At 70.5% G+C, this 22,527-nt stretch carries 20 protein-coding genes; 7 read left to right on the forward strand and 13 right to left on the reverse strand.

The window, feature by feature from the left end; all coding sequences use genetic code 11:
* Positions 1–33 precede the first annotated feature (33 nt).
* Genes sigK through ACOACQ_RS15155 form a run of 6 tightly spaced genes read left to right on the forward strand, consistent with a single transcriptional unit; the run spans position 34 to position 6,970 of the window.
* Positions 34–648: an ECF RNA polymerase sigma factor SigK gene (gene sigK / locus ACOACQ_RS15130; RefSeq protein ID WP_420288659.1), complete on the forward strand. Its 615-nt coding sequence runs from the start codon at positions 34–36 to the stop codon at positions 646–648.
* Positions 645–1,394 carry an anti-sigma factor gene (locus ACOACQ_RS15135; protein WP_420288660.1) on the forward strand — a complete coding sequence of 250 codons (750 nt, stop codon included), beginning with the start codon at positions 645–647 and terminating at the stop codon, positions 1,392–1,394. Before sigK ends, ACOACQ_RS15135 begins: the two co-directional genes overlap by 4 nt.
* On the forward strand, positions 1,394–3,574 hold the full coding sequence (locus tag ACOACQ_RS15140) for an FAD-dependent oxidoreductase (protein WP_420288661.1): 2,181 nt from the start codon (positions 1,394–1,396) through the stop codon (positions 3,572–3,574). Before ACOACQ_RS15135 ends, ACOACQ_RS15140 begins: the two co-directional genes overlap by 1 nt.
* Positions 3,571–4,845 carry a class I SAM-dependent methyltransferase gene (locus ACOACQ_RS15145; protein ID WP_420288662.1) on the forward strand — a complete coding sequence of 425 codons (1,275 nt, stop codon included), beginning with the start codon at positions 3,571–3,573 and terminating at the stop codon, positions 4,843–4,845. The genes ACOACQ_RS15140 and ACOACQ_RS15145 overlap by 4 nt, the downstream gene beginning before the upstream one ends.
* Positions 4,845–6,155 carry a class I SAM-dependent methyltransferase gene (locus ACOACQ_RS15150; RefSeq protein ID WP_378605043.1) on the forward strand — a complete coding sequence of 437 codons (1,311 nt, stop codon included), beginning with the start codon at positions 4,845–4,847 and terminating at the stop codon, positions 6,153–6,155. Before ACOACQ_RS15145 ends, ACOACQ_RS15150 begins: the two co-directional genes overlap by 1 nt.
* Positions 6,155–6,970: a DUF1295 domain-containing protein gene (locus ACOACQ_RS15155; RefSeq protein ID WP_420288663.1), complete on the forward strand. Its 816-nt coding sequence runs from the start codon at positions 6,155–6,157 to the stop codon at positions 6,968–6,970. Before ACOACQ_RS15150 ends, ACOACQ_RS15155 begins: the two co-directional genes overlap by 1 nt.
* Positions 6,971–7,084: 114 nt before the next feature.
* Here the strand turns inward: ACOACQ_RS15155 and ACOACQ_RS15160 are convergent, their stop codons facing one another.
* Positions 7,085–7,894 carry a dienelactone hydrolase family protein gene (locus tag ACOACQ_RS15160; RefSeq protein WP_378605049.1) on the reverse strand — a complete coding sequence of 270 codons (810 nt, stop codon included), beginning with the start codon at positions 7,892–7,894 and terminating at the stop codon, positions 7,085–7,087.
* Between the two features lie 44 nt (positions 7,895–7,938).
* On the opposite strand from ACOACQ_RS15160, the gene ACOACQ_RS15165 reads away from it, so the two are divergent.
* Complete coding sequence (locus ACOACQ_RS15165) at positions 7,939–8,724, forward strand: tyrosine-protein phosphatase (protein WP_378605052.1); 786 nt, start codon at positions 7,939–7,941, stop codon at positions 8,722–8,724.
* 29 nt (positions 8,725–8,753) lie between these two features.
* On the opposite strand, the gene ACOACQ_RS15170 is transcribed toward ACOACQ_RS15165, so the two are convergent.
* The 12 genes from ACOACQ_RS15170 to ACOACQ_RS15225 all read right to left on the reverse strand — a co-directional run bounded on the left by ACOACQ_RS15170 (position 8,754) and on the right by ACOACQ_RS15225 (position 22,524).
* On the reverse strand, positions 8,754–9,872 hold the full coding sequence (locus tag ACOACQ_RS15170; RefSeq protein ID WP_378605055.1) for a YihY/virulence factor BrkB family protein: 1,119 nt from the start codon (positions 9,870–9,872) through the stop codon (positions 8,754–8,756).
* Between the two features lie 46 nt (positions 9,873–9,918).
* Complete coding sequence (locus ACOACQ_RS15175) at positions 9,919–10,839, reverse strand: AEC family transporter (RefSeq protein WP_420288664.1); 921 nt, start codon at positions 10,837–10,839, stop codon at positions 9,919–9,921.
* A 42-nt stretch (positions 10,840–10,881) separates the two neighbouring features.
* Complete coding sequence (locus ACOACQ_RS15180; protein WP_420288665.1) at positions 10,882–11,274, reverse strand: PLD nuclease N-terminal domain-containing protein; 393 nt, start codon at positions 11,272–11,274, stop codon at positions 10,882–10,884.
* 161 nt (positions 11,275–11,435) lie between these two features.
* Complete coding sequence (locus ACOACQ_RS15185) at positions 11,436–12,605, reverse strand: acyl-CoA dehydrogenase family protein (protein ID WP_420288666.1); 1,170 nt, start codon at positions 12,603–12,605, stop codon at positions 11,436–11,438.
* Positions 12,602–14,590: a biotin carboxylase N-terminal domain-containing protein gene (locus ACOACQ_RS15190; protein ID WP_420288667.1), complete on the reverse strand. Its 1,989-nt coding sequence runs from the start codon at positions 14,588–14,590 to the stop codon at positions 12,602–12,604. The genes ACOACQ_RS15185 and ACOACQ_RS15190 overlap by 4 nt, the downstream gene beginning before the upstream one ends.
* A 13-nt stretch (positions 14,591–14,603) precedes the next feature.
* On the reverse strand, positions 14,604–16,187 hold the full coding sequence (locus ACOACQ_RS15195; RefSeq protein WP_420288819.1) for an acyl-CoA carboxylase subunit beta: 1,584 nt from the start codon (positions 16,185–16,187) through the stop codon (positions 14,604–14,606).
* A 65-nt stretch (positions 16,188–16,252) separates the two neighbouring features.
* The gene (locus ACOACQ_RS15200) at positions 16,253–16,747 is read right to left on the reverse strand and encodes an SRPBCC family protein (RefSeq protein ID WP_378605079.1); all 495 of its coding nucleotides are present in this window, start codon (positions 16,745–16,747) and stop codon (positions 16,253–16,255) included.
* A complete protein-coding gene (locus ACOACQ_RS15205; RefSeq protein ID WP_420288668.1) occupies positions 16,747–17,886 on the reverse strand; it encodes an acyl-CoA dehydrogenase family protein in 1,140 nt (379 codons plus the stop codon). The genes ACOACQ_RS15200 and ACOACQ_RS15205 overlap by 1 nt, the downstream gene beginning before the upstream one ends.
* A gap of 5 nt (positions 17,887–17,891) precedes the next feature.
* Entirely contained in the window at positions 17,892–19,625 is a 1,734-nt protein-coding gene (locus ACOACQ_RS15210) for an acyclic terpene utilization AtuA family protein (RefSeq protein WP_420288669.1), read from the reverse strand.
* Positions 19,625–20,458 (reverse strand): TIGR03084 family metal-binding protein, encoded by an 834-nt coding sequence (locus ACOACQ_RS15215; RefSeq protein ID WP_420288670.1) that lies wholly within the window; start codon positions 20,456–20,458, stop codon positions 19,625–19,627. The genes ACOACQ_RS15210 and ACOACQ_RS15215 overlap by 1 nt, the downstream gene beginning before the upstream one ends.
* Complete coding sequence (locus ACOACQ_RS15220; RefSeq protein ID WP_420288671.1) at positions 20,455–21,105, reverse strand: TetR/AcrR family transcriptional regulator; 651 nt, start codon at positions 21,103–21,105, stop codon at positions 20,455–20,457. The genes ACOACQ_RS15215 and ACOACQ_RS15220 overlap by 4 nt, the downstream gene beginning before the upstream one ends.
* A 63-nt stretch (positions 21,106–21,168) precedes the next feature.
* Complete coding sequence (locus ACOACQ_RS15225; RefSeq protein ID WP_378597345.1) at positions 21,169–22,524, reverse strand: cytochrome P450; 1,356 nt, start codon at positions 22,522–22,524, stop codon at positions 21,169–21,171.
* Between the last annotated feature and the right edge of the window lie 3 nt (positions 22,525–22,527).

The following is a 22,527-nucleotide window of genomic DNA, read 5'->3' on the forward strand; positions in this document are numbered from 1 at the left end:
TCAGCCACCTCCTGAAAGCGCAAGGATCACCTCATGGATCCGGTCCAGGACAACCCGATCGGCGTCCCCCTCGCGGGGGCGTCGGTCGGCGCTGACTCCAGCACCGCCGATCTCAGCGCGCTGCTCAAGCGGGCGTCGCGAGGCGACACCGAAGCGTTCGCAGCGGTCTACGACGCCACCGCAGCACGAGTCCACGGACTCGTGCTGCGGGTGGTGCGGGACCCGGCTCAGTCCGAAGAGGTCACCCAGGAGGTGTTCCTCGAGGTCTGGCGCCAGTCCAGTCGGTACGACGCCGAGCGCGGCAGTGCCCTGGCCTGGCTGATGACCATCGCCCACCGCAAGGCGGTCGACCGGGTCCGCAGCGCGGAGGCTGCCAGCCGGCGGGACGAGAAGTACGAACAGCGCAACCACACACCCGAGCACGACACCACGGCCGAAGCCGCCCACGCCTCCTTCGAGGCACACCGGGTACGGGCGGCCCTGGCCCACCTGACCGAAGTCCAGCGCGAAGCGATCGAGCTGGCCTACTTCGGCGGCTACACCCACACCGAAGTGGCCGCCCTGCTCGACCTACCGGTCGGGACCGCAAAAACCCGGATCCGCGACGGCCTCATCAGGCTCCGCGACACCATCGGAGTAGGACGATGACCGATTACCAGCCCACGAGCGGAGGAGACGACGTGCACGCACTTTCCGGCGCCTACGCCGTCGACGCCCTGGAGCCCGACGAGCGTGCCCGCTTCGAAGCCCACCTCCGCCAGTGCGCGGACTGCCGCGACGAGGTCGACAGCCTCCGTGAGGCAGCTGCGGTCCTCGGCACCGACGACGTGGCTCCGCCCGCCGCGCTCCGCGACCGCCTCCTCTCCGACATCACGAACATCCGTCCGCTCCCTCCGCTGCCCGTCGCACCGGTGGTCCAGCTCGACAGCCGCCGCCGTCCCGGCGCCCGGATCCCGTTGCTCGTTGCCGCGGCCGCCGTACTCATCGCCGGCGTTGGTGGCGCGATCGTCCGACCCTGGGCCGACGAGACACAGCCCGATCTCGGACCGCCCACCGCCGAGCAGGTCCTGGCCGCAGCTGACGCCACGAGCGTCGAGAAGCGCTTCCCCGACGGAGCCGAGGCCACGGTCGTCGTGTCCCGCTCGCTCCACGGCGCCGTGATCCAGACCGAGAACATGCGCGCCGCCCCGACCGGCAAGGACTACCAGCTCTGGCTGCAGACCCCTGCCGGGGTGATGGAGCCGGCCGGCCTGATGCCGGACCTTCGTGACGCCACCGTGCTGCTCGACGGTGACCCCGCGGATGCAGTCGGCGTCGGGATCACCGTCGAGCCCGACGGCGGCTCCGAACGCCCGACCAGCGAACCCATCGCAGTCTTCGCACTGGATTCGTGATGGACCAGCAACGACCACGGCGCCTCGCCGTGGTGGGTTCCGGCATTGCCGGACTCACCGCCGCCTACGTCGCCTCACGCTCCCACCAGGGTCAGGCAGGCGTCCACGTGACCCTGCTCGAGGCAGACACCCGCCTCGGCGGCCACGCCGACACGCACCGGGTGACCGACCCCACCGGCCGCGAGCTCGCGATCGACAGCGGCTTCATCGTCCACAACCGTCGTACCTATCCGGTGCTGATCCGGATCTTCGACGAGCTGGGCGTGCCGACCCAGGCCTCCGAGATGTCGATGTCGATCAGCGACGAGGGGACCGGCCTGGAATGGGCCGGCGCCCTCGGCCGACGCGGGCTGTTCCCGGACGGTGCCGGCAACCAGAGGCACCCGCGCTACCTGAAGATGCTCGGCGAGATCCCGCGCTTCCACCGCCAGGCGCGGCGCCTGCTGGACCGCCAGGACGACCCGTCGCGACCGACCGGGGACCTGACCACGCTCGCCGAATTCCTCGACCAGGGCCGGTTCTCGCCGTACTTCCGTCGCCACTTCATGGAGCCCCTCGTGGCAGCCGTGTGGTCGTGCGACCCCGACACCGCACGGGACTACCCGGCGGCGTACCTGTTCGCCTTCCTCCAGCACCACGGCATGTTGCAGGTGTTCGGGTCGCCCACCTGGCGCACCGTCACCGGAGGTTCGCGGGCGTACGTCGACCGGCTGGCCGCCGCGGTCCGTGCGACGGGCGGCGACATCCGCACCGGGACGCCCGTCGTGGCCGTCCGCGAGACGCCGCACGGGGTCGAGGTCACCACCACCGGCGCCGGTCGTGAGGAGTACGACGCCGTCGTGCTCGCCACGCACCCGCACCAGGCGCTGACGATGCTGGACGACCCGACGCCACTGCAACGCGAGCTCCTCGACGCGCTCCCCTACGTCCACAACACGGCGCTGCTGCACACGGACACGAGCGTGATGCCCGCTGCGCGCGATGCATGGGCGTCGTGGAACTTCCGCCGCCCGACGACCGCGAACGACAGCGTGCAGGTGACCTATGACCTGACCCGCCTGCAGCGGCTCGACACCGCGACGCACTACCTGGTCACCCTCGGTGGCGAGGACGTCGTGGACCCGGCGACCGTGCTGGTGCGTCGCGAGTACGAGCACCCGCTCTACACGCCGACCTCCGTCGCGGCTCGGTCCCGGTTGCCCGAGATCGACTCGGACCGGCTGGTCTTCGCCGGGGCGTACCACGGGTGGGGGTTCCACGAGGACGGTGCGCGGTCGGGGTTGCGGGCCGTCGAGCGGCTGGGGTTGTCGTGGCCGGAGGTTTCGAGGCTCGCTGGCGCTCGCACCTCAACCACCGGTGGGCTCGCTGGCGCTCGCACCTCAACCACCGGGGTTGCGTCGCTGGTTGAGGTGCGAGGAGCGTCAGCGACGAGCCTCGAGACCAAGGCGCCCGCGACGTCGTACGACACCGTCCTGGTCCACAAGCGCCGCGAGCCGCTCAGGAACAGCTTCCGGCTGAAGTCCCACCTGTACGTCGTCGACCTCGACCAGGTCTCGGAACGAGGGAGCATCGACGGCGCGCACGGCCGCTTCCTGGGCCGGGACCACTTCGACGGCGACACCGTGTCGGTGCGCGAGGGGCTGGACCGCTTCCTCGCCCGACACGACCTCGACCTGCGGGCCGGCCGCGCGCTGATGGCAAGTCAGCCCCGTGCGTTCGGACACTGTTTCAATCCGATCTCGGTCCACTGGTGCTGGGCCGATGAGCATGGAAACGGTCGGCCCGCAGCCACCGTCGTCGAGGTGCACAACACGTACGGCGACCGGCACGCCTACCTGCTCGACACCGACGAGGACGGCCGCGGCCGCGTGGACAAGGCGATGTACGTGTCGCCGTTCCACGGCACCGACGGCCACTACGACGTCCTCGCGCCCCCGCCCGACCCGGTCACCGGGGCGATCCGGCTCGGGATCACCCTGCACACCGACGCCGGGTCCCGGTTCGACGCCGGCCTCACCGGTGAGCCGGGGGTCGCTCCGTTGCTGCCGCTGTCCGGCCTGCGTGGGGCCGCCCTGATCCGGGTGCACGGCATCGCGCTGTGGGCGCGTCGGGTTCCCGTCCATCCGCGACCGCTGCACGAGCCCGATCCCGCTCCGACCGAGGAAGGCGTTCTCCGATGACCCAGACCACCGCTCCCCAGCTCCTGGCGTGGCCGGACCTCGACCCTGCTCCGAGTGGAGGCTTCTCGGCCCGGATCGCCCGGCGCCTGTTCCGCTCGGCCGTCTCCCGGCTCGACGTGACGGTGCACCTGCACCGCGGCGACGGGACGATCGAGCAGCTGGGCCGCGGCGGTCCCGCGATCGTCGTACGACGTCCGGACGAGTTCTTCGCACGCCTGGGCCGTGACCAGCTGATCGGGTTCGGCGAGGCGTACATGACGGGCGCGTGGTGCGAGGACGGCACGCCCGGCGACGGCGTCCTCGGGGACTTCCTCACCGTGCTGGCGGCGGAGCTGCCGTCGCTGGTGCCGCCGAGCCTGCAGCGGCTGCGCTCGCTGGTCGTCACCAGGATTCCCCGCACCCAGCGCGGCACCCGCGAGAACACGCAGAGCAACGTCGCGCACCACTACGACCTGTCCAACGACCTGTTCGCGGCGTTCCTCGACCCGACGCTCTCCTACTCCAGCGCACTGTTCGAGGACCCGGCCACGGCAACGGCCGAGCACCACGTCGAGGCCCAGCACCGCAAGATCGACCGGCTGCTCGACCAGGCCGGCGTCACCCAGGGCACCCGGCTCCTCGAGATCGGCACCGGTTGGGGCGAGCTGGCGATCCGCGCCGCCGCCCGGGGTGCGCTGGTCCGGAGCATCACGCTGTCGGTCGAGCAGCAGGCCCTGGCGCGCGAGCGGATCGCCGCCGCCGGGCACGCCCACGACGTGCAGGTCGACCTGTGCGACTACCGCGCGCTGCTCGACGAGCCCGCCGGTGCGTACGACGCCGTGGTGTCGGTCGAGATGATCGAGGCCGTCGGCTGGCAGTACTGGCCGACGTACTTCAGCACCCTTGACCACGTGCTCGCCCCCGGAGGACGCGTCGCGATCCAGGCGATCACGATGCCCCACGACCGGATGCTCGCGACCCGCTCGACCCACACCTTCATCACCAAGTACATCTTCCCCGGCGGTGCCCTGCCGTCGGTCCAGGCGATCGAGGAGACCGTCGGCAGGCACACCCGGTTGCGGGTCGTCGACACGTTGCCGATCGGCGCGCACTACGCCCGGACCCTGCAGCTGTGGGACGACGCGTTCGTCGCGTCCCGGCAGGCCGTGGCCGACCTGGGGTTCGACGAGACCTTCGGCCGGATGTGGCACTTCTACCTCGAGTACTGCCGCGCGGGCTTCGCCGCCGGCTACATCGACGACCACCAGCTCACCTTCGCTCGGGAGGCGTGATGAGCACCGTGACCACCACCGGAAATACCCAGCGGGAGGCGATGCCGGGGGGCGTCGCCTCCCGGCTGGCCGAAGCGCTCCGCCCGTTCATCGGCGGTGATCTGCCCGTGCGCCTCATCGCATGGGACGGCTCTGCGGCCGGGCCCGAGGAGGGCCCGGTCGTCGAGCTGCGTTCTCCCGACGCCCTGCGGCGCCTGCTCTGGCACCCGGGCGAGCTCGGTGCGGCGCAGGCCTACGTCACCGGCGAGCTCGAGGTCCACGGTGATCTCGACGCCGCCCTGACCCACGCCTTCGCGGTCGCCGCCGAACGCGGTCTCAGCGGGAAGCGTCCGTCGCTGAAGGCGATCGCGGGCGCGATCCGGACCGCCATCGGACTGGACCTGCTCGGTCGCCCACCCGCACCACCCGCCACCCAGGCCCAGCTGGGTGGGCGCCTGCACAGCAAGGGGCGCGACCGGAAGGCGATCAGCCACCACTACGACACGACCGCCGAGTTCTACTCGCTGATCCTCGACGAGCAGACGATGGCCTACTCCAGCGGCTACCACCCCTCGCCCGCCGCGTCCCTCGAGGAAGCGCAGAACGCCAAGCTGGACCTGGTCTGCCGCAAGCTCGGCCTCGAGCCCGGCATGCGCCTGCTCGACGTCGGCTGTGGCTGGGGCTCGCTGTCCCTGCACGCGGCCGAGCAGTTCGGTGCGCGCGTGGTCGGCGTGACCATCTCGGCGGAGCAGAAGCGCTTCGCCGAAGCGGCAGCCCGCCGCCGGGGCCTGTCGGACCGCGTCGAGTTCCAGCTCTGCGACTACCGCGACGCCGTACCCCTGCCGGGTGCGGAGTACGACGCCGTCGCCTCCCTGGAGATGGGCGAGCACGTCGGCGAGAAGAACTACCCGACGTACGCGAAGGTGCTCCACGACGCCGTACGACCGGGTGGGCGGGTGCTCGTGCAGCAGATGTCGCGCACCGGCCGCTGGCCCGGCGGCGGTCCGTTCATCGAGTCCTTCATCGCGCCGGACATGTACATGCGGCCGGTCGGTGCAACGGTCGCGCTGCTCGAGGAAGCAGGCCTGGAGATGCGTGACGTGCAGGCCCTGCGCGAGCACTACGTGCTGACCGTCGCGGGCTGGCTGGACCGCTTCGAGGCCAATGTCGATGCCATCACCGCCCTCGTCGGCGAGGAGCTCGTGCGCGTGTGGCGGCTCTACCTCGTGGGCGGCTCGATGGCGTTCCGCGACGGCCGGATGGGCGTCGACCAGATGCTCATGGTGCGTCCCGGCGCGGACCACTCGCTGCCCTGGACGCGGAGCTGGTGATGGCCGAACCGGTACAGGTGGCCCTGTCCCTCGGTGCGGCGGTCCTGGCCGCCGTGGCCGTGATGACCGTGACGGCGCTCGTTGCGCGTCGCCAGGGTCGCGTGGTGGTCGTGGACGTCGCCTGGGGACTGGGCTTCGTCGTGATCGCCGCCGCGTGCGCGCTGGTGGCGACCGCGGTCGGTGCGGGCGAGGGACTCCGCACCGGCGTCCTCGTCGTGATCGTGGGTGTGTGGGGGCTGCGGCTGGGATGGCACATCCACCGCCGCAGCAGTGCCCCCGACCACGGCGAGGATCCTCGCTACCTGGCCGTGCTCGGCGGCCCGCTCTCCGAGGTCGGAATGGGCGTCGCCGTACGCAAGGTCTTCGGCGTGCAGGGCGCCGTCATGGCAGTGATCGCGTTGCCGGTCGCCGTCGGCGTCGTGAGCGACGTCTGGTGCTGGCCCCTGGTCGCCGTCGGCGGAGTCGTGTGGCTGGTCGGTCTGGTCTTCGAGTCCGTCGGCGACGCCCAGCTCGCGGCCTACAAGTCGCTGCCGCGAGAGTCGCGCCCTGCGGTGCTGGACAGCAGGTTGTGGCGCTACACGCGCCACCCGAACTACTTCGGCGACGCCTGCGTGTGGTGGGGGGTGTGGCTGGCCGGCGGCCTCGCGTCGGGCTGGGTCGCCGGACTCGCCACCCTGATCGCACCCGTGGCGATGACCTGGTTCCTCGTCTCGGTCACCGGCGTGAAGCTGCTGGAGCAGACGATGATGCAGCGCCCGGCGTACGTCGAGTACGCATCCCGTACGTCCTCGTTCTTCCCCCTCCCGCCGAAGTAGCGCGAGTTGGGGTTTGTCACCCGCGACTTGGGGTTTGTCACCCGCGAGTTGGGGTTTGTGGACGGCAGCGCCGTCGACAAGTCACAACTCGACGGTGACAAACCCCAACTCGCGCTACCTGGTCGGGACGAGCAGCTTCGACCGGAACAGGGCGAGTACGTCGTCGAGGGCTTGCCGGGTGCGGCTGCCGGGCTCGTCGATCAGGTGCTCGGTCAGCACCGAGTGCGGCGGCAGCAGGCCGTCCGGGTTGGCGTCCTCGTCGTCCAGCTCGACCCCGACGAACGCGTCGCCGAGCTGTTCACGCAGGAATGCGAAGCGGCTGTCCGGGACGAGCTTGTCGCTGCGGAACCGGAGCCCCATCACCTGCAGGCCGGCCGCACAACGGTCCTTGACGATCGCCAGGTCCTCGTCGGAGATGTCGATGCTGCGCCGTCCCCTCGGCGAGATCGGGAGCGAGGGCTGGGAGAGGACGGGCGCGAGGAGCCGTTCGTCGGTGGCCATCGCCAGGGCGAAGCCACCGGTCAGGCACATCCCGACCGCACCGACGCCCGGGCCGCCGCAGCGCTCGTGCTCGTGCTCGGCAAGGGCCCGCAGCCAGGTCACCACGGGCGACGTCCGGCCCGTCGCGAACAGGCTGAACTCGCGGCTGACGCACACGCGGCCGAGCGCCTTGGTCGTCATGGCCACCGCGCCCAGCACGCCGGCGTTGGGGTCCCCGCCCGGGGCACCGAAGAGGCTGGGCATGATCACCGAGAAGCCCTCGTCGCGGACCCGCCGCGCGAAGTCGGCGACCTTGGGCGTGATCCCCGGGATCTCTGCGATCACGATCACCGCGGGACCGGTGCCCGATCGGTAGAGCGGATGCGTGACGCCGTCCGCGGTGAAGGTGCCGGTCTCGAATTCGCTCAGGGCGTCGTCGGTCATGGGCGGGACTCTAGGGCCAACGGCGCCCCGGTAGCGTCGGATCCATGAGCGAGCGCCCCGTGCCCGCGCCCGGTGACGAGGAGCGCGAGCTCCTCCGCCTGGCGTCGGTCGACAACTTCCGCGACGTCGCCGGCCCGGGCTACCCGACCCGCGACGGCGGCCGGGTGCGTACGGGCGTGTTCTTCCGCTCGAACGACCTGCGGCTCGCGGAGGAGGACCACACCACGATCGCCGACCTCGGCCTGCGCGCCATCCTCGACCTGCGCTCGGACGTCGAGATCGCGCTCCACCCCGACCCGGTCGTCCCCGGCGCCGAGCCCCTGCACTTCGACGCGATCGGCATCCCGATCGAGCGCCTCTCCACCCTCTCGACCCGTGCCGAGGCGATCGCCCTGATGGACGAGGTCTACCGCGGCTTCGTCGTCGAGCAGCACTGCCGTACGGCGTTCGGCGGCGTGCTGCGCCAGCTCGCCACCGGCGGCCCGCAGCTCTTCCACTGCTCCCAGGGCAAGGACCGCACCGGCTGGGTCGCCGCCCTGCTGCTCCATGTCGCCGGTGTCGACGACCCCACGATCGCGAGCGACTACCTGCTCACCAATGCCCTGACCGCCGCGAGCCGCGCGCGGGTCGAGGCCGAGATCGAGCTCCACGGCGGCCCCGACCTGCTCGACGTCTACGAGCCCACGTTGATCGTGGACATGGAGTACCTCAATGCCGCCTGGACAGCCGTCGAGGAGCTGTACGGCGACCGGTCGTCGTACCTCCGCGAAGGGCTGGGGCTCGACGACTCCGTCATCGCGCGGCTGCGGGAGCTGTTGCTCGCCGACTGATCCGCGCCGCCGTGGCCGACCGCCAACAGTCAGATGGACGGCGGCAGGTTGATCGGCATCGTCGGCTCGTCCGCCGCCTCGGGACGGGGCGGGGAACCGGGGATGTGCTGCTTGATGATCTCTTCGGTCTTCGGGTCGAGCAGGATCTCGTGGCTGTCGCCGTCGCGGCCGTCGAAGCGGACAGCGACGGTCTCGAAGCCCTTGTGGCGCTGCATCTGGGCGTACATCGCGTAGGCCCGGCGGTCGGCCTCCGTCAGATCGACCTGGTCGGTGAACGGGGTGAGCAGGGCGCGCGGCCAGAGCCGGCGGGCGAGGACGACGTTGACCTCGATGCCGAGGACGCCCATGACGGCGCCGATGTACAGCAGGCCCATCAGGCCCAGGACGACGCCGAAGGTCTCGGTCATGCTGTTGCGGTCGGCGCTGGCGACGACGTTGGTGACGTAGACGGTCCCGACCCACTGCAGCAGCTGCCACAGCGCGGCGATCGTGTAGCCGCCGGGGGCGGCCCGGACCACGTTGGCGCGGATCGCCCGGGCGGCTGCCATCCGGAGCAGGACGGTCATCGCGAAGCCGACGATGAGCATCGTCAGCAGGCGCACCAGCCAGTGGAACCAGGTGTGCTGGGACAGCTCACCGACGAGCCGGGTCTCGGTGAGGATGGCGGAGCCGACCGAGATCGCGAAGATGGTGGTGCCGGCCGCAGCCAGGATGAACAGGCTGTTGACCCGGGTCATCACGGGGTGCGGGCGGCTGTTGCGCGGCACCGCCCAGGCGGCGGACTGCACGTTCTGCAGGGCCAGCCCGAGGCCGAGTGCACCGTAGAGCGCCGTCAGCGAGCCGACGATGATGCCGCCGGTCGATCCCTGCAGGCCGTCGGGGCGGCCGAGCGCGTCGCCGATGATCGGGAACTGCGCGAGGGCCGAGTCGAGCACCTGCTTCTGCAGCGTCGGGTTGCCCTCCAGGATGAAGCCGAGGATCGAGGTGGCGAGCAGCAGCAGCGGGAAGATCGAGAGGAAGGCGTAGAAGGTGAGGATCGCCGCGAGGTAGTTCCCCTGGTCGTCGAAGAACTTGTAGATCACGGCCAGGGGGAACCCGAACACCGAATTGCGGCGCTGGCCGCGATCGATGTCCCCAACAAGTCCCACGGCCGAAACTTACGGCATGGGGTGCTGTCAACCCGGCAGCGCGACGTCAGGCGAGCAACGCAGCGATCACGACCGCGATCGGAGCGGACGCGATCGTGCTCACGAAGATGGCGTCGCGGGCGAGCAGGATGCCGCGGTCGTACCGGGTCGCGACGACGAAGACGTTCTGTGCCGTGGGCAGTGCCGAGAGCAGGGTGACGGCGAACAGGTCGGCATCATCGAGGCCCACGACGAACCGCCCGACGACGTACGCCGTCACCGGCTGCACGACCATCTTCAGCACCGTGACCGTGCCGAGCGCCTGGGCGCTCACCCCACGCCCGGGCAGTGGCCCGAGACGCAACGCGACGCCGTACGCGATCAACATGGCGGGGACCGCCATCCCCCCGACGAGCTCCAGCGGCGCGTGGACGGCGCCCGGCAGCTCGGTGTCGGTGAGGGCCAGCACCAGGCCGAGCATCGACGCGATGGTGAGCGGGTTGGTGACCGGCCGCGACAGGATCTTGCCGATGGACGGTCGCGTCGGGCTGGTCACGACGTCGAGCACGGTCAGCGCGAGCGGCTGCAGGAAGAGCAGCTGCATCAACAGGGCCGGTACGACGAGCGCTGCGTCCCCCAGCGCGTAGGCGGCGATGGGGATGCCGAGGTTGCCGGCGTTGACGTACGCCGAGCAGAGCGCACCGATCACGGCTGTCCCGGAGTCGAGCCCGCGCGCGATCGCGACCGCGATCAGGATCCCCGCGGCGACCACCACGCCGGCCGCCGTCGCGATCAGCGGCCCCGAGAGCACGCTGGACGGGTCGGAGTCCTCCAGCACCGTCACCAGCAGCGCCGGGCTGGCGACGTAGAACGCGGTGAGCGAGAGGCTGCGCTGGCCGCGCAGGTCGACGATGCCGAGGTGCGCGAGCAGGGACCCGAGCGCGATGACCACCGCGATCGTCAGGAACCCCTCGAGCACGCCGGTCATGGGTCGATCCCATCACGGCGTGCGCCGCGCGACCCAGCAGCCTCAGTCGGCCAGCGGCGGCCGCTCGTCATCGGAAGCGGGCTTGTCGGCGTCGCGCCGCTCGCGCTCGTACCGGAGCCGCTGCTCCTCGGCCCGCTCGCGCACCTTCCGCAGGAACTCCTCGTCGGCGGCGGGGTCGCTGGCCGCGAACCGTCCCGGGCGGCCGTACTCCGGGAAGTTCGGCGCCGCGCCCTGCTCGCGGGTCAGCGGGCGCTCGGGCGTCGGCCGGCCGGCGATCAACCAGGCGATCGACCCCGCGAGCGGGAAGAAGAACACGATGACGATCCACCACGTCTTGGCCAGGTTGCGTACGCCGTCCTCGCGGGCGCTGATGACGTCCACGAGGCAGTAGATCCACAGGACGAGGACGAGGACTCCCGGCAGCAACCTCAGCATGGGTGGCATTCTCGCCCGGCGCGGCCGCCCCCGTCCCGGGAATGGCCGCCGTTGGTCGAGGAGGCCGGCCACGGCCGTCTCGAGACCACCGGCAGCGTCGAGGCTGCGGAGGTCTCGAGACGGTTGCTGCGCAACCTCCTCGACCGACGCCGCTTCGCTTCTCAGTAGGACTTCGGCAGCCCCAGCGAGTGCATGGCCACGAAGTTCAGGATCATCTCCCGCGACACGGGGGCGATCCGGCCCAGGCGGGCGGCGATCAGCATGTTGCCGAGGCCGTACTCCTGGGTGAGGCCGTTGCCGCCGTGGGTGTGGACCGCGACGTCGGTGGCGTTGCAGGCGACCTCGCCGCCGGCGTACTTCGCCATGTTGGCGTACTCACCGGCCGTGAAGTCGTCGCCGGCGTCGTAGAGCGCTGCGGCCTTCTGCCAGAGCAGGCGGGCCTGCTCGAGCTCGATCTTCACCTTCGCCAGCGGGTGCGCGATGCCCTGGTGGGCGCCGATCGGCTGGTCCTTCCAGACGCTCCGCTCCTTGGCGTAGTCGACGGCCTTCTCCAGCGCGTAGCGGGCGATGCCGCACGAGAACGCGCCGCCCATGATCCGCTCCGGGTTGAGGCCGGCGAACAGCTGCCACAGGCCGCCGTCCTCGTCGCCGACCAGGGCGTCGGCAGGCACGCGGACGTTGTCGAGGAACAGGGTGAACTGCTTCTCCGGCGCCTGCCATGTCATCGGGATCGGCTGGGCGGTGAAGCCCTCGGCGTCGGTCGGTACGACGAACAGCGCCGGCTTGAGCTTGCCCGTCTTGGCGTCCTCGGTGCGCGACACGATGAGCACCGACTGGGCCTCGTCGACACCGGAGATGAACGTCTTCTGGCCCTTGATCACCCAGCCGTCACCGTCGCGGGTGGCCGTCGTGGTGATGTTGTGTGAGTTCGAGCCCGCGTCCGCCTCGGTGATGCCGAACGCCATCAGGTGCGTGCCGTCGGCGATGCCGGGCAGCCACTGCTGCTTCTGCTCCTCGGTGCCGCAGCGGGTGATGATCGACCCGCAGATCGCCGGCGAGACGACCATCATCAGCAGCGGGGCGCCGGCGGCAGCCGACTCCTCGAGCACCGCGGCCAGGTCGGCCATGCCGCCGCCCCCGCCGCCGTACGCCTCGGGGATGTTGACGCCGAGGAAGCCGTTGCGGCCCATCTCGAGCCACATCTCGGTCATCTTGCCGCCCTCGCGGGCCTGCTTCTCGACGAACTCGCGGCCGTACTTGCTGGCCAGCTTCTTGACCGCCTCACGCAGCGCGACGCGCTCTTCCGGCTCGCTGAACATGGTCTGGGTCATGCCTCTGCTCCTTCGGCTGATGCCAACGGTTCGGTGGGTTCGACAACGGCGAGCACGGTGCCCGCCTCGACCTGCTGGCCGGCACTCGCCGACAGCTCGGTGACGGTGCCGTCGTACGGCGCCGCGATGGTGTGCTGCATCTTCATGGCCTCCATCACGAGGATGGGCTGGCCCTTCTGTACGACGTCCCCGACCGCCGCACTGACGGTGATGACGCTGCCCGGCATGGGCGCGAGCAGCGAGCCCTCGGCCACCTGGCTCGCGGGATCCACGAACCGCGGCACGATCCGCAGCGTGGCGCCGCGGTACGGCGAGTCGACCAGCACGACGTCGCCCTGGATGCGGACCCGGTGCCGGGTGGTCGATCCCCCGCGGTCGATGACCACGAGGTCCGGGCTGGCCTCGACCACGGTGACCGGCCGGTCGCTGTCCGGCCCGGCGAGGCGGTAACCCTCACGACCGCCGAACCACTCGACCGCAACCTCTTCACCGGCGACCTCGAAGCGGGTGACCTGCGGCTGGGAGACCACGTTGCGGAATCCGGCGGGGATCCGGTTCTGCACCCTGGCCGTGAGCCGGCGGTGCTCGGCGAGCGCAACGGCACCGATGAACGGGGCCAGGTCGTCGGACTGCTGCTGCTGCAGGAGATCCGGGTGGTCGTCGTAGAACGACGTGGCCAGGTTGCCCGCGAGGAAGTCGGCGTCCTGCAGGGAGAACACCAGCTGGTCGCGGTTGGTGACCAGGCCGTGGATCGCCGCCGTCTCGAGGCGGCGCGCCAGCACCCGCGCTGCCTGCTCGCGCGTCGGCGCCCAGGCGATCACCTTGGCGAGCATCGCGTCGTAGAACGTGCCGACCTCGTCGCCGGGACCGAACCCGGAGTCGAGGCGGACGCCGGACGTCGCTGACCCGAACCCGGTGAACTCGACCTCGTGGGCGATGTCGAAGTCCAGCAGGGTGCCCGTCTGCGGCGAGTAGTCCGTGGCCGGGTTCTCGGCGTACAGCCGTACCTCGATGGCGTGGCCGCGCGGCTCGGGCACCTCGGGCAGCCCGCGTCCCTCCGCGACGGCGATCTGGAGCTCGACCAGGTCCACGCCGTAGATCGCCTCGGTGACGGGGTGCTCGACCTGGAGTCGGGTGTTCATCTCCAGGAAGTAGAACGACTCCTTCTCGGGGTCGTACAGGAACTCCACGGTGCCAGCGCCGATGTAGCCCACCGACGTGGCAGCAGCGCGCGCGGCCTCATGGATTGCCGTCCGCGTCGCGTCGGAGAGACCGGGGGCTGGAGCCTCCTCCACCACCTTCTGGTGGCGGCGCTGCAACGAGCAGTCACGCGTGCCGAAGACGACGGCGTCCGAGCCGTCGCCGACGACCTGCACCTCGACGTGGCGGCCCCGCTGGACGTAGGGCTCGACGAAGACGGTGCCGTCGCCGAACGCCGACTCCGCCTCGGCGGACGCCTTGGCGACCTCGCCGGCGAGGTCCTCGAGCCGGGTGACGACCCGCATGCCGCGACCGCCACCTCCAGCGGACGCCTTGACCAGCAGGGGCAGGTCGCCGTCGCGAGCCGTGTCCGGCGTGAAGTTGCCCAGCACCGGGACGCCGGCGGCCTCCATCAGCTTCTTGGACTCGATCTTCGAGCCCATCCGCTCGATCGAGTCGGGCGCCGGTCCGATCCAGACCAGACCGGCCTCGGCGACGGCGCGCGCGAAGTCGGCGTTCTCCGACAGGAAGCCGTAGCCGGGGTGGATCGCGTCGCAGCCGGCAGCACGGGCCGCATTGAGGATCAGGTCGGCGCGGAGGTAGGTCTCGGCCGGGGTGTTGCCGGGCAGCCGGATCGCGCTGTCCGCGTCCAGCACGAACGGCATTCCCGCGTCGGCGTCCGAGTGGACGGCGACGGTCTCGATGCCGAGGTCGCGACAGGTGCGGAACACCCGGCGCGCGATCTCGCCGCGGTTGGCGACGAGCAGACGATTGATGGTGGTCATCGAAGGTTCCCCGTCACATTCTGAAGACGCCGAAGTTCATGGCGCCCTCAATCGGCTGGTTGTCGATCACGGACAGGCAGATGCCCAGGACGGTGCGGGTGTCCCGCGGGTCGATGACGCCGTCGTCGTAGACCATTCCGGACAGGAAGTACGGCAGCGACTGCTCCTCGATCATCCCCTCGACCATCTCCTTGACGGCGACGAAGCCGTCGGCGTCGAAGACCTGTCCCTTCTTCTCGGCCGATTCGCGGGCGACGATCTCGAGCACGCCGGCGAGCTGTGCCGGACCCATCACCGCCGACTTCGCGGACGGCCAGGTGAAGAGGAACCGCGGGTCGTAGGCGCGGCCGTTCATGCCGTAGTTCCCGGCGCCGTACGACGCCCCCATGATCACGGTCAGGTGCGGCACCGTGGAGTTGGAGACGGCGTTGATCATCATCGCGCCGTGCTTGATGATCCCGCCCTGCTCGTACTCCTTGCCGACCATGTAGCCGGTGGTGTTGTGCAGGAACAGGAGCGGGGTGTCCTTCTGGTTCGCCAGCTGGATGAACTGGGTGGCCTTCTGGGCCTCCTCGCTCATCAGGACGCCGCGGGCGTTGGCGATGATGCCGATCTCGTGGCCGTGCAGCCGGGCCCAGCCGACGCACAGCGACGAGCCGTAGAGCGGCTTGAACTCGTCGAACGCGATCTCGTTGGTGGCGTCCGTCCCGTCGACGATCCGCAGGATCGCCTCGCGCGGGTCGAAGGGTTCCTTGAGGTCGGTCGGGATCAGGTCGAGCAGGTCCTCGGGGTCGAGGTCGGGCTCGGCGTAGGTCTCGAGACGGTCGCTGAGCGACCTCCTCGACCACCGGCTGTTGTCCAGGCCCCTCTTGCGCCAGTTGAGGCGGGCGACCGTACGCCGCGCGAGCCGGATGGCGTCGTACTCGTCGACCGCGAGGAAGTCGGAGGACCCGGAGATCCGCGAGTGCATCTCGGCTCCGCCGAGGCTCTCGTCGTCGGACTCCTCACCGGTGGCCATCTTGACCAGGGGCGGGCCGGCGAGGAAGACCTTCGCCTGCTCCTTGACCATGATCACGTAGTCGCTCATGCCCGGGACGTACGCGCCGCCGGCGGTCGAGTTGCCGAACACCACCGAGATCGTGGGCTGCTTGCGCGCCGACGACCGGGTCAGGTTGCGGAAGCCGCGGCCACCCGGGATGAAGATGTCCTTCTGCGTCGGCAGGTCGGCCCCGCCGGACTCGGTCAGGTTGATCGACGGGAGGAAGTTCTGTTCCGCGATCTCCCCGGCCCGGAACGACTTCTTCAGCGACCAGGGGTTGAGGGCGCCGCCCTTCACCGTCGGGTCGTTGGCGATGATCATGCACTCGACGCCCTCGACCACCCCGATCCCGGTGACCATCGAGGCACCGACCGCGAAGTCGCTGCCCCAACCGGCGAGCGGCATCAGCTCGAGGAAGGCCGAGCCCTCGTCCACGAGGAGCTCGATCCGCTCGCGGGCGGTGAGCTTGCCGCGCTCGCGGTGCCGGGCGATGTACTTGCCGCCGGCCTCGACCGCCTTGGCCTGCTCGACGTGCAGGTCGTCGATCTTGGCCTGCATGGAGGCCCTGCGGTCTCGAGACGGTTGCTGAGCAACCTCCTCGACCAGCGAATCATCTGTCGCGGTCATGATTCGACCACCGCCTTCACCCTCTCGAGAGTCGTGCGCATGCCGCGCTCGTTGGTCCTGCTGCGGAGCTGGCCCAGGACCAGCCAGTACGCGCGCAGGTAGATCGCCGGCGTCAGCCGGAAGTACTCGGTGACGCGGGTCCGTTCGCCGCCCGGGCCCTCGGCCTCGAGCCGGTAGCCCCAGGTGTTCATCGGGTTCTGGTCGAGGCCGACCGCGAACTCGAAGACGCCCGTCCCGTCGGCACCGGGCTCGACGGCCTTCGTCACCGTGCACGGCGTCCAGTACGTCGGCCCGACACCGTTGCGCTTCACGTGCCCCTTGAACCGGGCGCCCACGGCGGGCCCGGTGGCACCGTGCGTCCACGTCGCCTCGAACGTCTCGGGCGAGAACTCGCCGATCCGGGTGACGTCGCTGACCAGCGACCAGACCTTCTCGGGCGCCGCGTCCATCGTCACGCTCACCTCACCGCCGAGCGGCTTGAGGAGGCCCATCAGCCCGTGTAGCCGAGGAGCTTCGCCGCGAGGTCGGTCAGGACCTCCGTGGCACCGCCACCGATGGGGAGCAGCCGGGCGTCGCGGTAGTGCCGCTCGACCTCGGTGCCGTGCATGTAGCCGGCGCCGCCGAACAGCTGCACCGCTTCGTTGCTGACGTCGACCGCGGTGTCGACGGCGGTCTGCTTCGCCAGGCACGCCTCGGCGATGACCTGCTCGCCCGCGATGTGCCGCGCGGCCACGTCGAGCGTGTAGGTGCGCGCGACCTCCACCTGGCGGTGCATCTCGACGAGCTTGGCCCGCACCACCTGGTTGCTGATCAGCGGCTTGCCGAAGGTCTCCCGGTCGCGGCAGTACTGCGCCGCGAGGTCCAGGCAGCGCTTCGCGTGTCCGTAGCCCATCAGCGCGAGGAAGATCCGCTCCACGACGAACTGCTCGGCGATGTAGTAGAACGCCTGGTTCTCCTCGCCGACCAGGTTCGTGGCGGGGACCCGTACGTCGACGTACGACAGCTCGGCGGTGTCCGAGCAGTGCCAGCCCATCTTCTTCAGCGAGCGCTGGACGGTGAAGCCGGGCGTGCCCTTGTCGACGACGATCAGCGAGAGGCCGCCATGGCCGGGGCCACCGGTGCGGCAGGCGGTGACCACGAAGTCGCCACGGACGGCCGAGGTGATGAATGTCTTGGCGCCGTTGATGACGTAGTCGTCGCCGTCGCGGACGGCCTTGGTCGTGATGCCCGCGACGTCGGAGCCGCCGCCGGGTTCGGTGATCCCGAGCGATCCGATCAGCTCGCCGGCCAGCGTGGGGCGGACGTAGCGATCGATGAGGTCAGGCGATCCGTGGGCGATCATGTGCGGCACCGAGATGCCGTGCGTGTAGAGCGACGCCATCAGGCCGCCCGACGCACCAGCGTCCATCAGGCCTTCCTGCAGCGCGCAAGCGTCGAGCAGGTCGCCGCCGTCGCCACCTGCGTCCTCGGGGTAGCCGACACTGAGCATGCCGGCCTTCGCAGCGGCCTGGGTGAGGCTGCGCGGCAGCTCGCCGGCGTCCTCCCACTCCTGCAGGCCCGGGATGATCTCGCGGCGCGCGAACTCCGTCGCCGACTCCTTGAGCGCCTGGCGCTCCTCGCTCCACTTCATGCCGACTAGACCAATCCTTCCTGGATGTGGACGATCCGGCTGCGGACCCATTCACCGAGGCCCTTGGCCTGGGGGTCGAACCGGGTGGAGGCGGCGACACCGTCACCGAGCAGGCCGTGGATGACGATGTTGATCGCGCCGAGGTTCGGCAGCACGAAGACCTCGAGGTCGAGGTCCTTCGCCTCCGGCACCAGCTCGCGCACCTTGCGCGGGTTGAACATCTTCGCCAGCCACTGCACGCGGTCCGCGTACTTCGGAGAACCGTCGTTCTTCACCCAAAGGCCGAGGTTGGCGTTGCCGCCCTTGTCCCCGGAGCGCGCGTGGACGAAGGTGCCGAGCGGCATCCGCCGGGTCATCGTGTCCGTCGGTGCGGGGTACGGCGACGGGCGGAGGCCGAGCGTCGGGTCGAGCTCTTCGGGGGCGACCTGCTCCACGAACTCCGTCGGGTCGGCGATCACCTCGCGGGTCCCGTCGGCGTGGACCACCGTGTGCTGCACGGCCGACCGGTCGACGTACTCGGGGCGGTAGATGCCGAACGGCGAGGGCTTCTGGGGCGGCGTGGTCATGGTGAAGCCGGGGTACGACGCCAGGGCGATCTCGACGGCCGGGCCGGTGAACGGCTTGCCGAGCGGGCCGGCCGCCGGGTCCTTGCCGATGCAGCGCAACAGCACCGACGCGCCCTCCTCGGTGTCGGCGTCGCCAGTGCGGGCGGGCGTCTGGATCCAGGCGATCTCGGCGGCGGTGAACTGGTCGTCGAGCTGCGAGCGCACCCAGGCGGCCTTCGCCTCGATGTCCAGGCCGGTGAGCACGAACTCGACCTGGTTGCGGTACCCGCCGAGCGTGTTGACCGCGACCTTGAGCTTCTCGGACGGGGCCGTGCCGGTGACACCGGTGATCTGGACCCGGTCCGGTCCCTGCTGGCTGAGCTGGATCGAGTCGAGGCGGGTCGTGACGTCCGGGTTGAGGTAGCGGGTCGTCTGGATCTCGTAGAGCAGCTGCGCGGTGACCGTGTCGATCGTGACCGCGCCGCCGGTGCCTTCGTGCTTGGTGATGACGCTGCTGCCGTCGGCCGCGATCTCGGCGATCGGGAAGCCGAGCGGCTTGTCCATCGGCGCGCCGGCGCGGAACAGGTCGGTGAAGCCGGAGAAGTTCCCGCCCGTGGCCTGGGTGCCGCACTCGATGACGTGACCCGCGACGACGGCGCCGGCGAGGGCGTCGTACTCGGTCGGGGTCCAGCCGTGGTGCGCGATCGCGGGTCCGACGACGACGGAGGCGTCGGTGACCCGGCCGGTGACGACGACGTCGGCGCCGCGGGTGAGCGCGGAGGCGATGCCGAAGGCGCCGAGGTAGGCGTTGGCGGTCAGCGCGCCGTCGAAGAGGTTCGCGCTGCGCAGGTCGTCGCCCTCGACGTGGGCGATCTTCGCGTCGAGCCCGAGCCTTGCGGCGACCTCGCGGAGCTTGTCCGCCAGGCCGGCCGGGTTCAGGCCGCCCGCGTTGCTCACGATCTTCACGCCCTTGTCGAGCGCCAGCCCGAGCGTGTCCTCGACCTGCCGCACGAACGTGCGGGCGTAGCCGAGGTCGGCGTCGCGGAGCGTGTCCATGCCGAGGATCAGCATGGTGAGCTCGGCGAGGTAGTCGCCGGTGACGACGTCGACGTCGCCGCCCTCGATCTGCTCGCGCAGCGCGGAAAGACGGTCGCCGTAGAAGCCGGAGCAGTTGGCGATGCGGAGCGGGTTCATCAGCTCTCCTCGGTGGTTGAGGTGCGAGCGCCAGCGAGCCTCGAAACCCTTCCGCCGCCGGCGGGACCGGCGAAGGCTTGCGCGATGGTGAGCCACTTCTCGGCGTCGTCACCCTCGGCGACGAGGTCCGTGTCGTCGCGGTGGATGCGCTGGGTGACGAGCTGGCAGAAGTCGAACGCGGAGCCGCTCACTGTCTGTGCTGCGCCCTCCGGTCCCCATGCCCAGAGCTCGCCGCTCGGAGCCGTGAGCTCGATCCGGAACTCCTCGGCCGGGGCCGGGAGCTCGTTGTTGGCGAAGGAGAAGTTGCGGGTGCGCACGCCGATGTGGGCGACGTGGCGGATCCGGTCGGTCACGTCGGGCGTGAGGCCGAGGGCGTCGTACACGTCGAGGGCGTGCGCCCAGGTCTCCATGAACCGGGCGGTCGCCATCGAGGTGGGCGACATCGGCGGGCCGAACCACGGCATCTTGAACCCGTCGGGGTAGGCGCGCAGTGCCTCGGGGAGCGCGACGCGGCCGGCGTCCCAGCGGGCCAACAGCTCCTCCGGGGCCAGGGCGCCGAGCTCGAGCGCTCCCTTGTCGACGAACCCGGTCGGGTCCTCGATCGCCCGGAGCACGACGGCGTCCCATGCCTTCTTGCCCTCGTCGGTCAGCGCACCGGCAGCCAGCACGGCCACCTCGTCGGTCCAGAGCAGGTGCCCGACGGTGGTCGCGACGGTCCACCCCTCGGCGGGCGTGAACGTGGTCCACCCGTCGCTGTCGAGACCGGCGACCGCAGCGCGGAGCTGGTCCCCTTCAGCGGTGAGGTCGGCGATCACGCCGTCCAGGACAGTCATGTTTTCCTCTCGGTGGTTGAGGTGCGAGCGGAGCGAGCCTCGAAACCAAGCGCTTCGTCGAGCGTGCGCGCCCATTCGTCGAGGATCCGGTGGCGACGGCGGGCGTCGTCACCCAGCGTGTTGGCCAGGCCCAGGCCGCGAACCAGGTCGAGGGTCGCCTGGACGAGTTCACGGACGCCGGGAGCGGCTTCGTCGACGTCGAGCAGTTGCACGGTCAGCCGGTGCGTCTCGCGGCCGACCCGCTCCTCGAGGGGGGCGACGGCTTCGAGCAGGGCGGCGTCGGTACGCGCCGCGACCCACAGCTCGAGAGCCGCGGTGAAGACGGGCGACGCGAAGTGGTCGCCGAGCATCCCGACGATCGCGCGGGTGCGGTTCCTGCCGCGGGGCAGCTGTGCCGCAGCCGCGGCCAGTTCCTGACCGCGGATCTCGGTGAGATGGGCGACCGCCGCGACGACCAGGTCGTTCTTGGTCGGGAAGTGGTGCAGCTGGGCACCCCGGCTCACGCCGGCCCGCTCGGAGACGAGCGTGGTCGTCGTACCGCTGAAGCCCTTCTCGACGAGGAGGTCGACGGTGGCCTCCATCAGCCGCTGCCGCATGACGCGCGTGCGCTCCTCCTGGGGCACACGGGTCACGGCAGGGGTCGACACACCGCCAGCATGGACCCCAACTCACAAACAGTCAAGCATGACTGTTTGTTTACGTCGTCGTGATCAGGCGGTGACGGACTCCCGGTCACTGCCGTTGAGGTGGACCGGCAACGCCTCGACGCCGTACACGGCCGAGAGCTTGCGGAACTCCAGCGCCGAGATGTCGGCGGCCATGCTCAGGTCGGGGAAGCGCTCGGCGAGCATCCGCAGCGACGTGCGCAGCTCCATCCGGGCCAGCTCGGCCCCGACGCAGCGGTGCATGCCCCAGCCGAAGGCCAGGTGGCGCGTGGGTTCGCGGGTGGGGTCGAAGTCGCCGAGGCCCTCGCCGAGCTTCGGGTCGCGGTTCGCGGCGAGCAGCGAGACGCCCACCGCGTCGCCTGCCTTGATCTTCACGCCACCGACGACGACGTCGGTCTTGGCGAAGCGCAGGAAGGCGAGCTGGACCACGCACAGGTGGCGGAGCAGCTCCTCCACGACCCGGTCGACCGAGTCCGGGTCCGAGCGGAGCATCCGGCCGGCCTCGGGCGTGGTCGCGATCAGGTAGGTGCCGAGGGCGAGCATGCTCGCCGAGGTCTCGTAGCCGCCGAGGAAGACGCCGTCGGCGATGCCGCCGAGCGTCACGTCGTCGAGCTCGTCACCGTGCTCCTTGAGGAGCGCACCGATCAGGCCGTCGCCCGGGTTCTTGCGCTGCTCGCGCACCGCGTTGATCAGGAACTCGCGGGTGTGGGCGGCTGCGCCGAAGGCACCGGCTCCACCTTCGGTGAGGTCGAAGCGCGCGACGCCGAGCTCGAGGAACCGCGCCCGGTCGTCGACCGGCAGCCCGAGCAGGTCGCAGATGACGTCGAACGGTACGGCGAAGGCGAACTCCTGCACCATGTCGACCGACTGGCCGTCGGCTCCGGCCGCAGCCATCGCGTCCAGGCGCTGCGTGACGATGGTCTCGATGCCGGGCTGCAGCCGTGCGAGGCGGCGCATCGTGAACTCGGGGGTGAGGTACTTCCGCAGCTGCGTGTGCAGCGGCGGGTCGATCATGCCGAGCCCGCCGATCTGCTCCTCGTCGGACTTGCCCTCCTGGGAGACGAACTGGCCGAGGTCGTTGGACCACGACGCGGCGTCCCCGGCGAGGACGTCGCGGGCCTCGTCGTACCCGCTGACCAGCCAGACCGTCTTGCCGAACATGTCGGCGAGCTTCTTGACCGGCGCCTCGGCCTGGACGTCCATCAGCGCGGGCAGCGGGTCGAGCCCGTCGCGCTTGAGCGGCAGCGTCACCGAGTCGGGCAGGAAGCGCAGCTTGCGCAGGTCGATGCCGTTGCGCATGGTCCGGTTGAGCAACCAGATGCCGACACGCTGTCTGAGCGGGCCGAAGATGGGATCGAACACCGGCCCGACCTTGGGACCGACGAGGGGGAGGCGACGCATGGC

The sequence above is a fragment of the Nocardioides sp. CPCC 206347 genome, from assembly GCF_048654605.1.
In the GTDB taxonomy this organism is placed as follows: domain Bacteria; phylum Actinomycetota; class Actinomycetes; order Propionibacteriales; family Nocardioidaceae; genus Nocardioides.

Bases quoted from the DNA above. Each gene is read 5' to 3' on its own strand.
- sigK (WP_420288659.1), top strand. From the start codon at position 34: ATGGATCCGGTCCAGGACAACCCGATCGGCGTCCCCCTCGCGGGGGCG.
- ACOACQ_RS15135 (WP_420288660.1), top strand. From the start codon at position 645: ATGACCGATTACCAGCCCACGAGCGGAGGAGACGACGTGCACGCACTT.
- ACOACQ_RS15140 (WP_420288661.1), top strand. From the start codon at position 1,394: ATGGACCAGCAACGACCACGGCGCCTCGCCGTGGTGGGTTCCGGCATT.
- ACOACQ_RS15145 (WP_420288662.1), top strand. From the start codon at position 3,571: ATGACCCAGACCACCGCTCCCCAGCTCCTGGCGTGGCCGGACCTCGAC.
- ACOACQ_RS15150 (WP_378605043.1), top strand. From the start codon at position 4,845: ATGAGCACCGTGACCACCACCGGAAATACCCAGCGGGAGGCGATGCCG.
- ACOACQ_RS15155 (WP_420288663.1), top strand. From the start codon at position 6,155: ATGGCCGAACCGGTACAGGTGGCCCTGTCCCTCGGTGCGGCGGTCCTG.
- ACOACQ_RS15160 (WP_378605049.1), bottom strand. From the start codon at position 7,894: ATGACCGACGACGCCCTGAGCGAATTCGAGACCGGCACCTTCACCGCG.
- ACOACQ_RS15165 (WP_378605052.1), top strand. From the start codon at position 7,939: ATGAGCGAGCGCCCCGTGCCCGCGCCCGGTGACGAGGAGCGCGAGCTC.
- ACOACQ_RS15175 (WP_420288664.1), bottom strand. From the start codon at position 10,839: ATGACCGGCGTGCTCGAGGGGTTCCTGACGATCGCGGTGGTCATCGCG.
- ACOACQ_RS15180 (WP_420288665.1), bottom strand. From the start codon at position 11,274: ATGCTGAGGTTGCTGCCGGGAGTCCTCGTCCTCGTCCTGTGGATCTAC.
- ACOACQ_RS15185 (WP_420288666.1), bottom strand. From the start codon at position 12,605: ATGACCCAGACCATGTTCAGCGAGCCGGAAGAGCGCGTCGCGCTGCGT.
- ACOACQ_RS15190 (WP_420288667.1), bottom strand. From the start codon at position 14,590: ATGACCACCATCAATCGTCTGCTCGTCGCCAACCGCGGCGAGATCGCG.
- ACOACQ_RS15195 (WP_420288819.1), bottom strand. From the start codon at position 16,187: ATGCAGGCCAAGATCGACGACCTGCACGTCGAGCAGGCCAAGGCGGTC.
- ACOACQ_RS15200 (WP_378605079.1), bottom strand. From the start codon at position 16,747: ATGGGCCTCCTCAAGCCGCTCGGCGGTGAGGTGAGCGTGACGATGGAC.
- ACOACQ_RS15205 (WP_420288668.1), bottom strand. From the start codon at position 17,886: ATGAAGTGGAGCGAGGAGCGCCAGGCGCTCAAGGAGTCGGCGACGGAG.
- ACOACQ_RS15210 (WP_420288669.1), bottom strand. From the start codon at position 19,625: ATGAACCCGCTCCGCATCGCCAACTGCTCCGGCTTCTACGGCGACCGT.
- ACOACQ_RS15215 (WP_420288670.1), bottom strand. From the start codon at position 20,458: ATGACTGTCCTGGACGGCGTGATCGCCGACCTCACCGCTGAAGGGGAC.
- ACOACQ_RS15225 (WP_378597345.1), bottom strand. From the start codon at position 22,524: ATGCGTCGCCTCCCCCTCGTCGGTCCCAAGGTCGGGCCGGTGTTCGAT.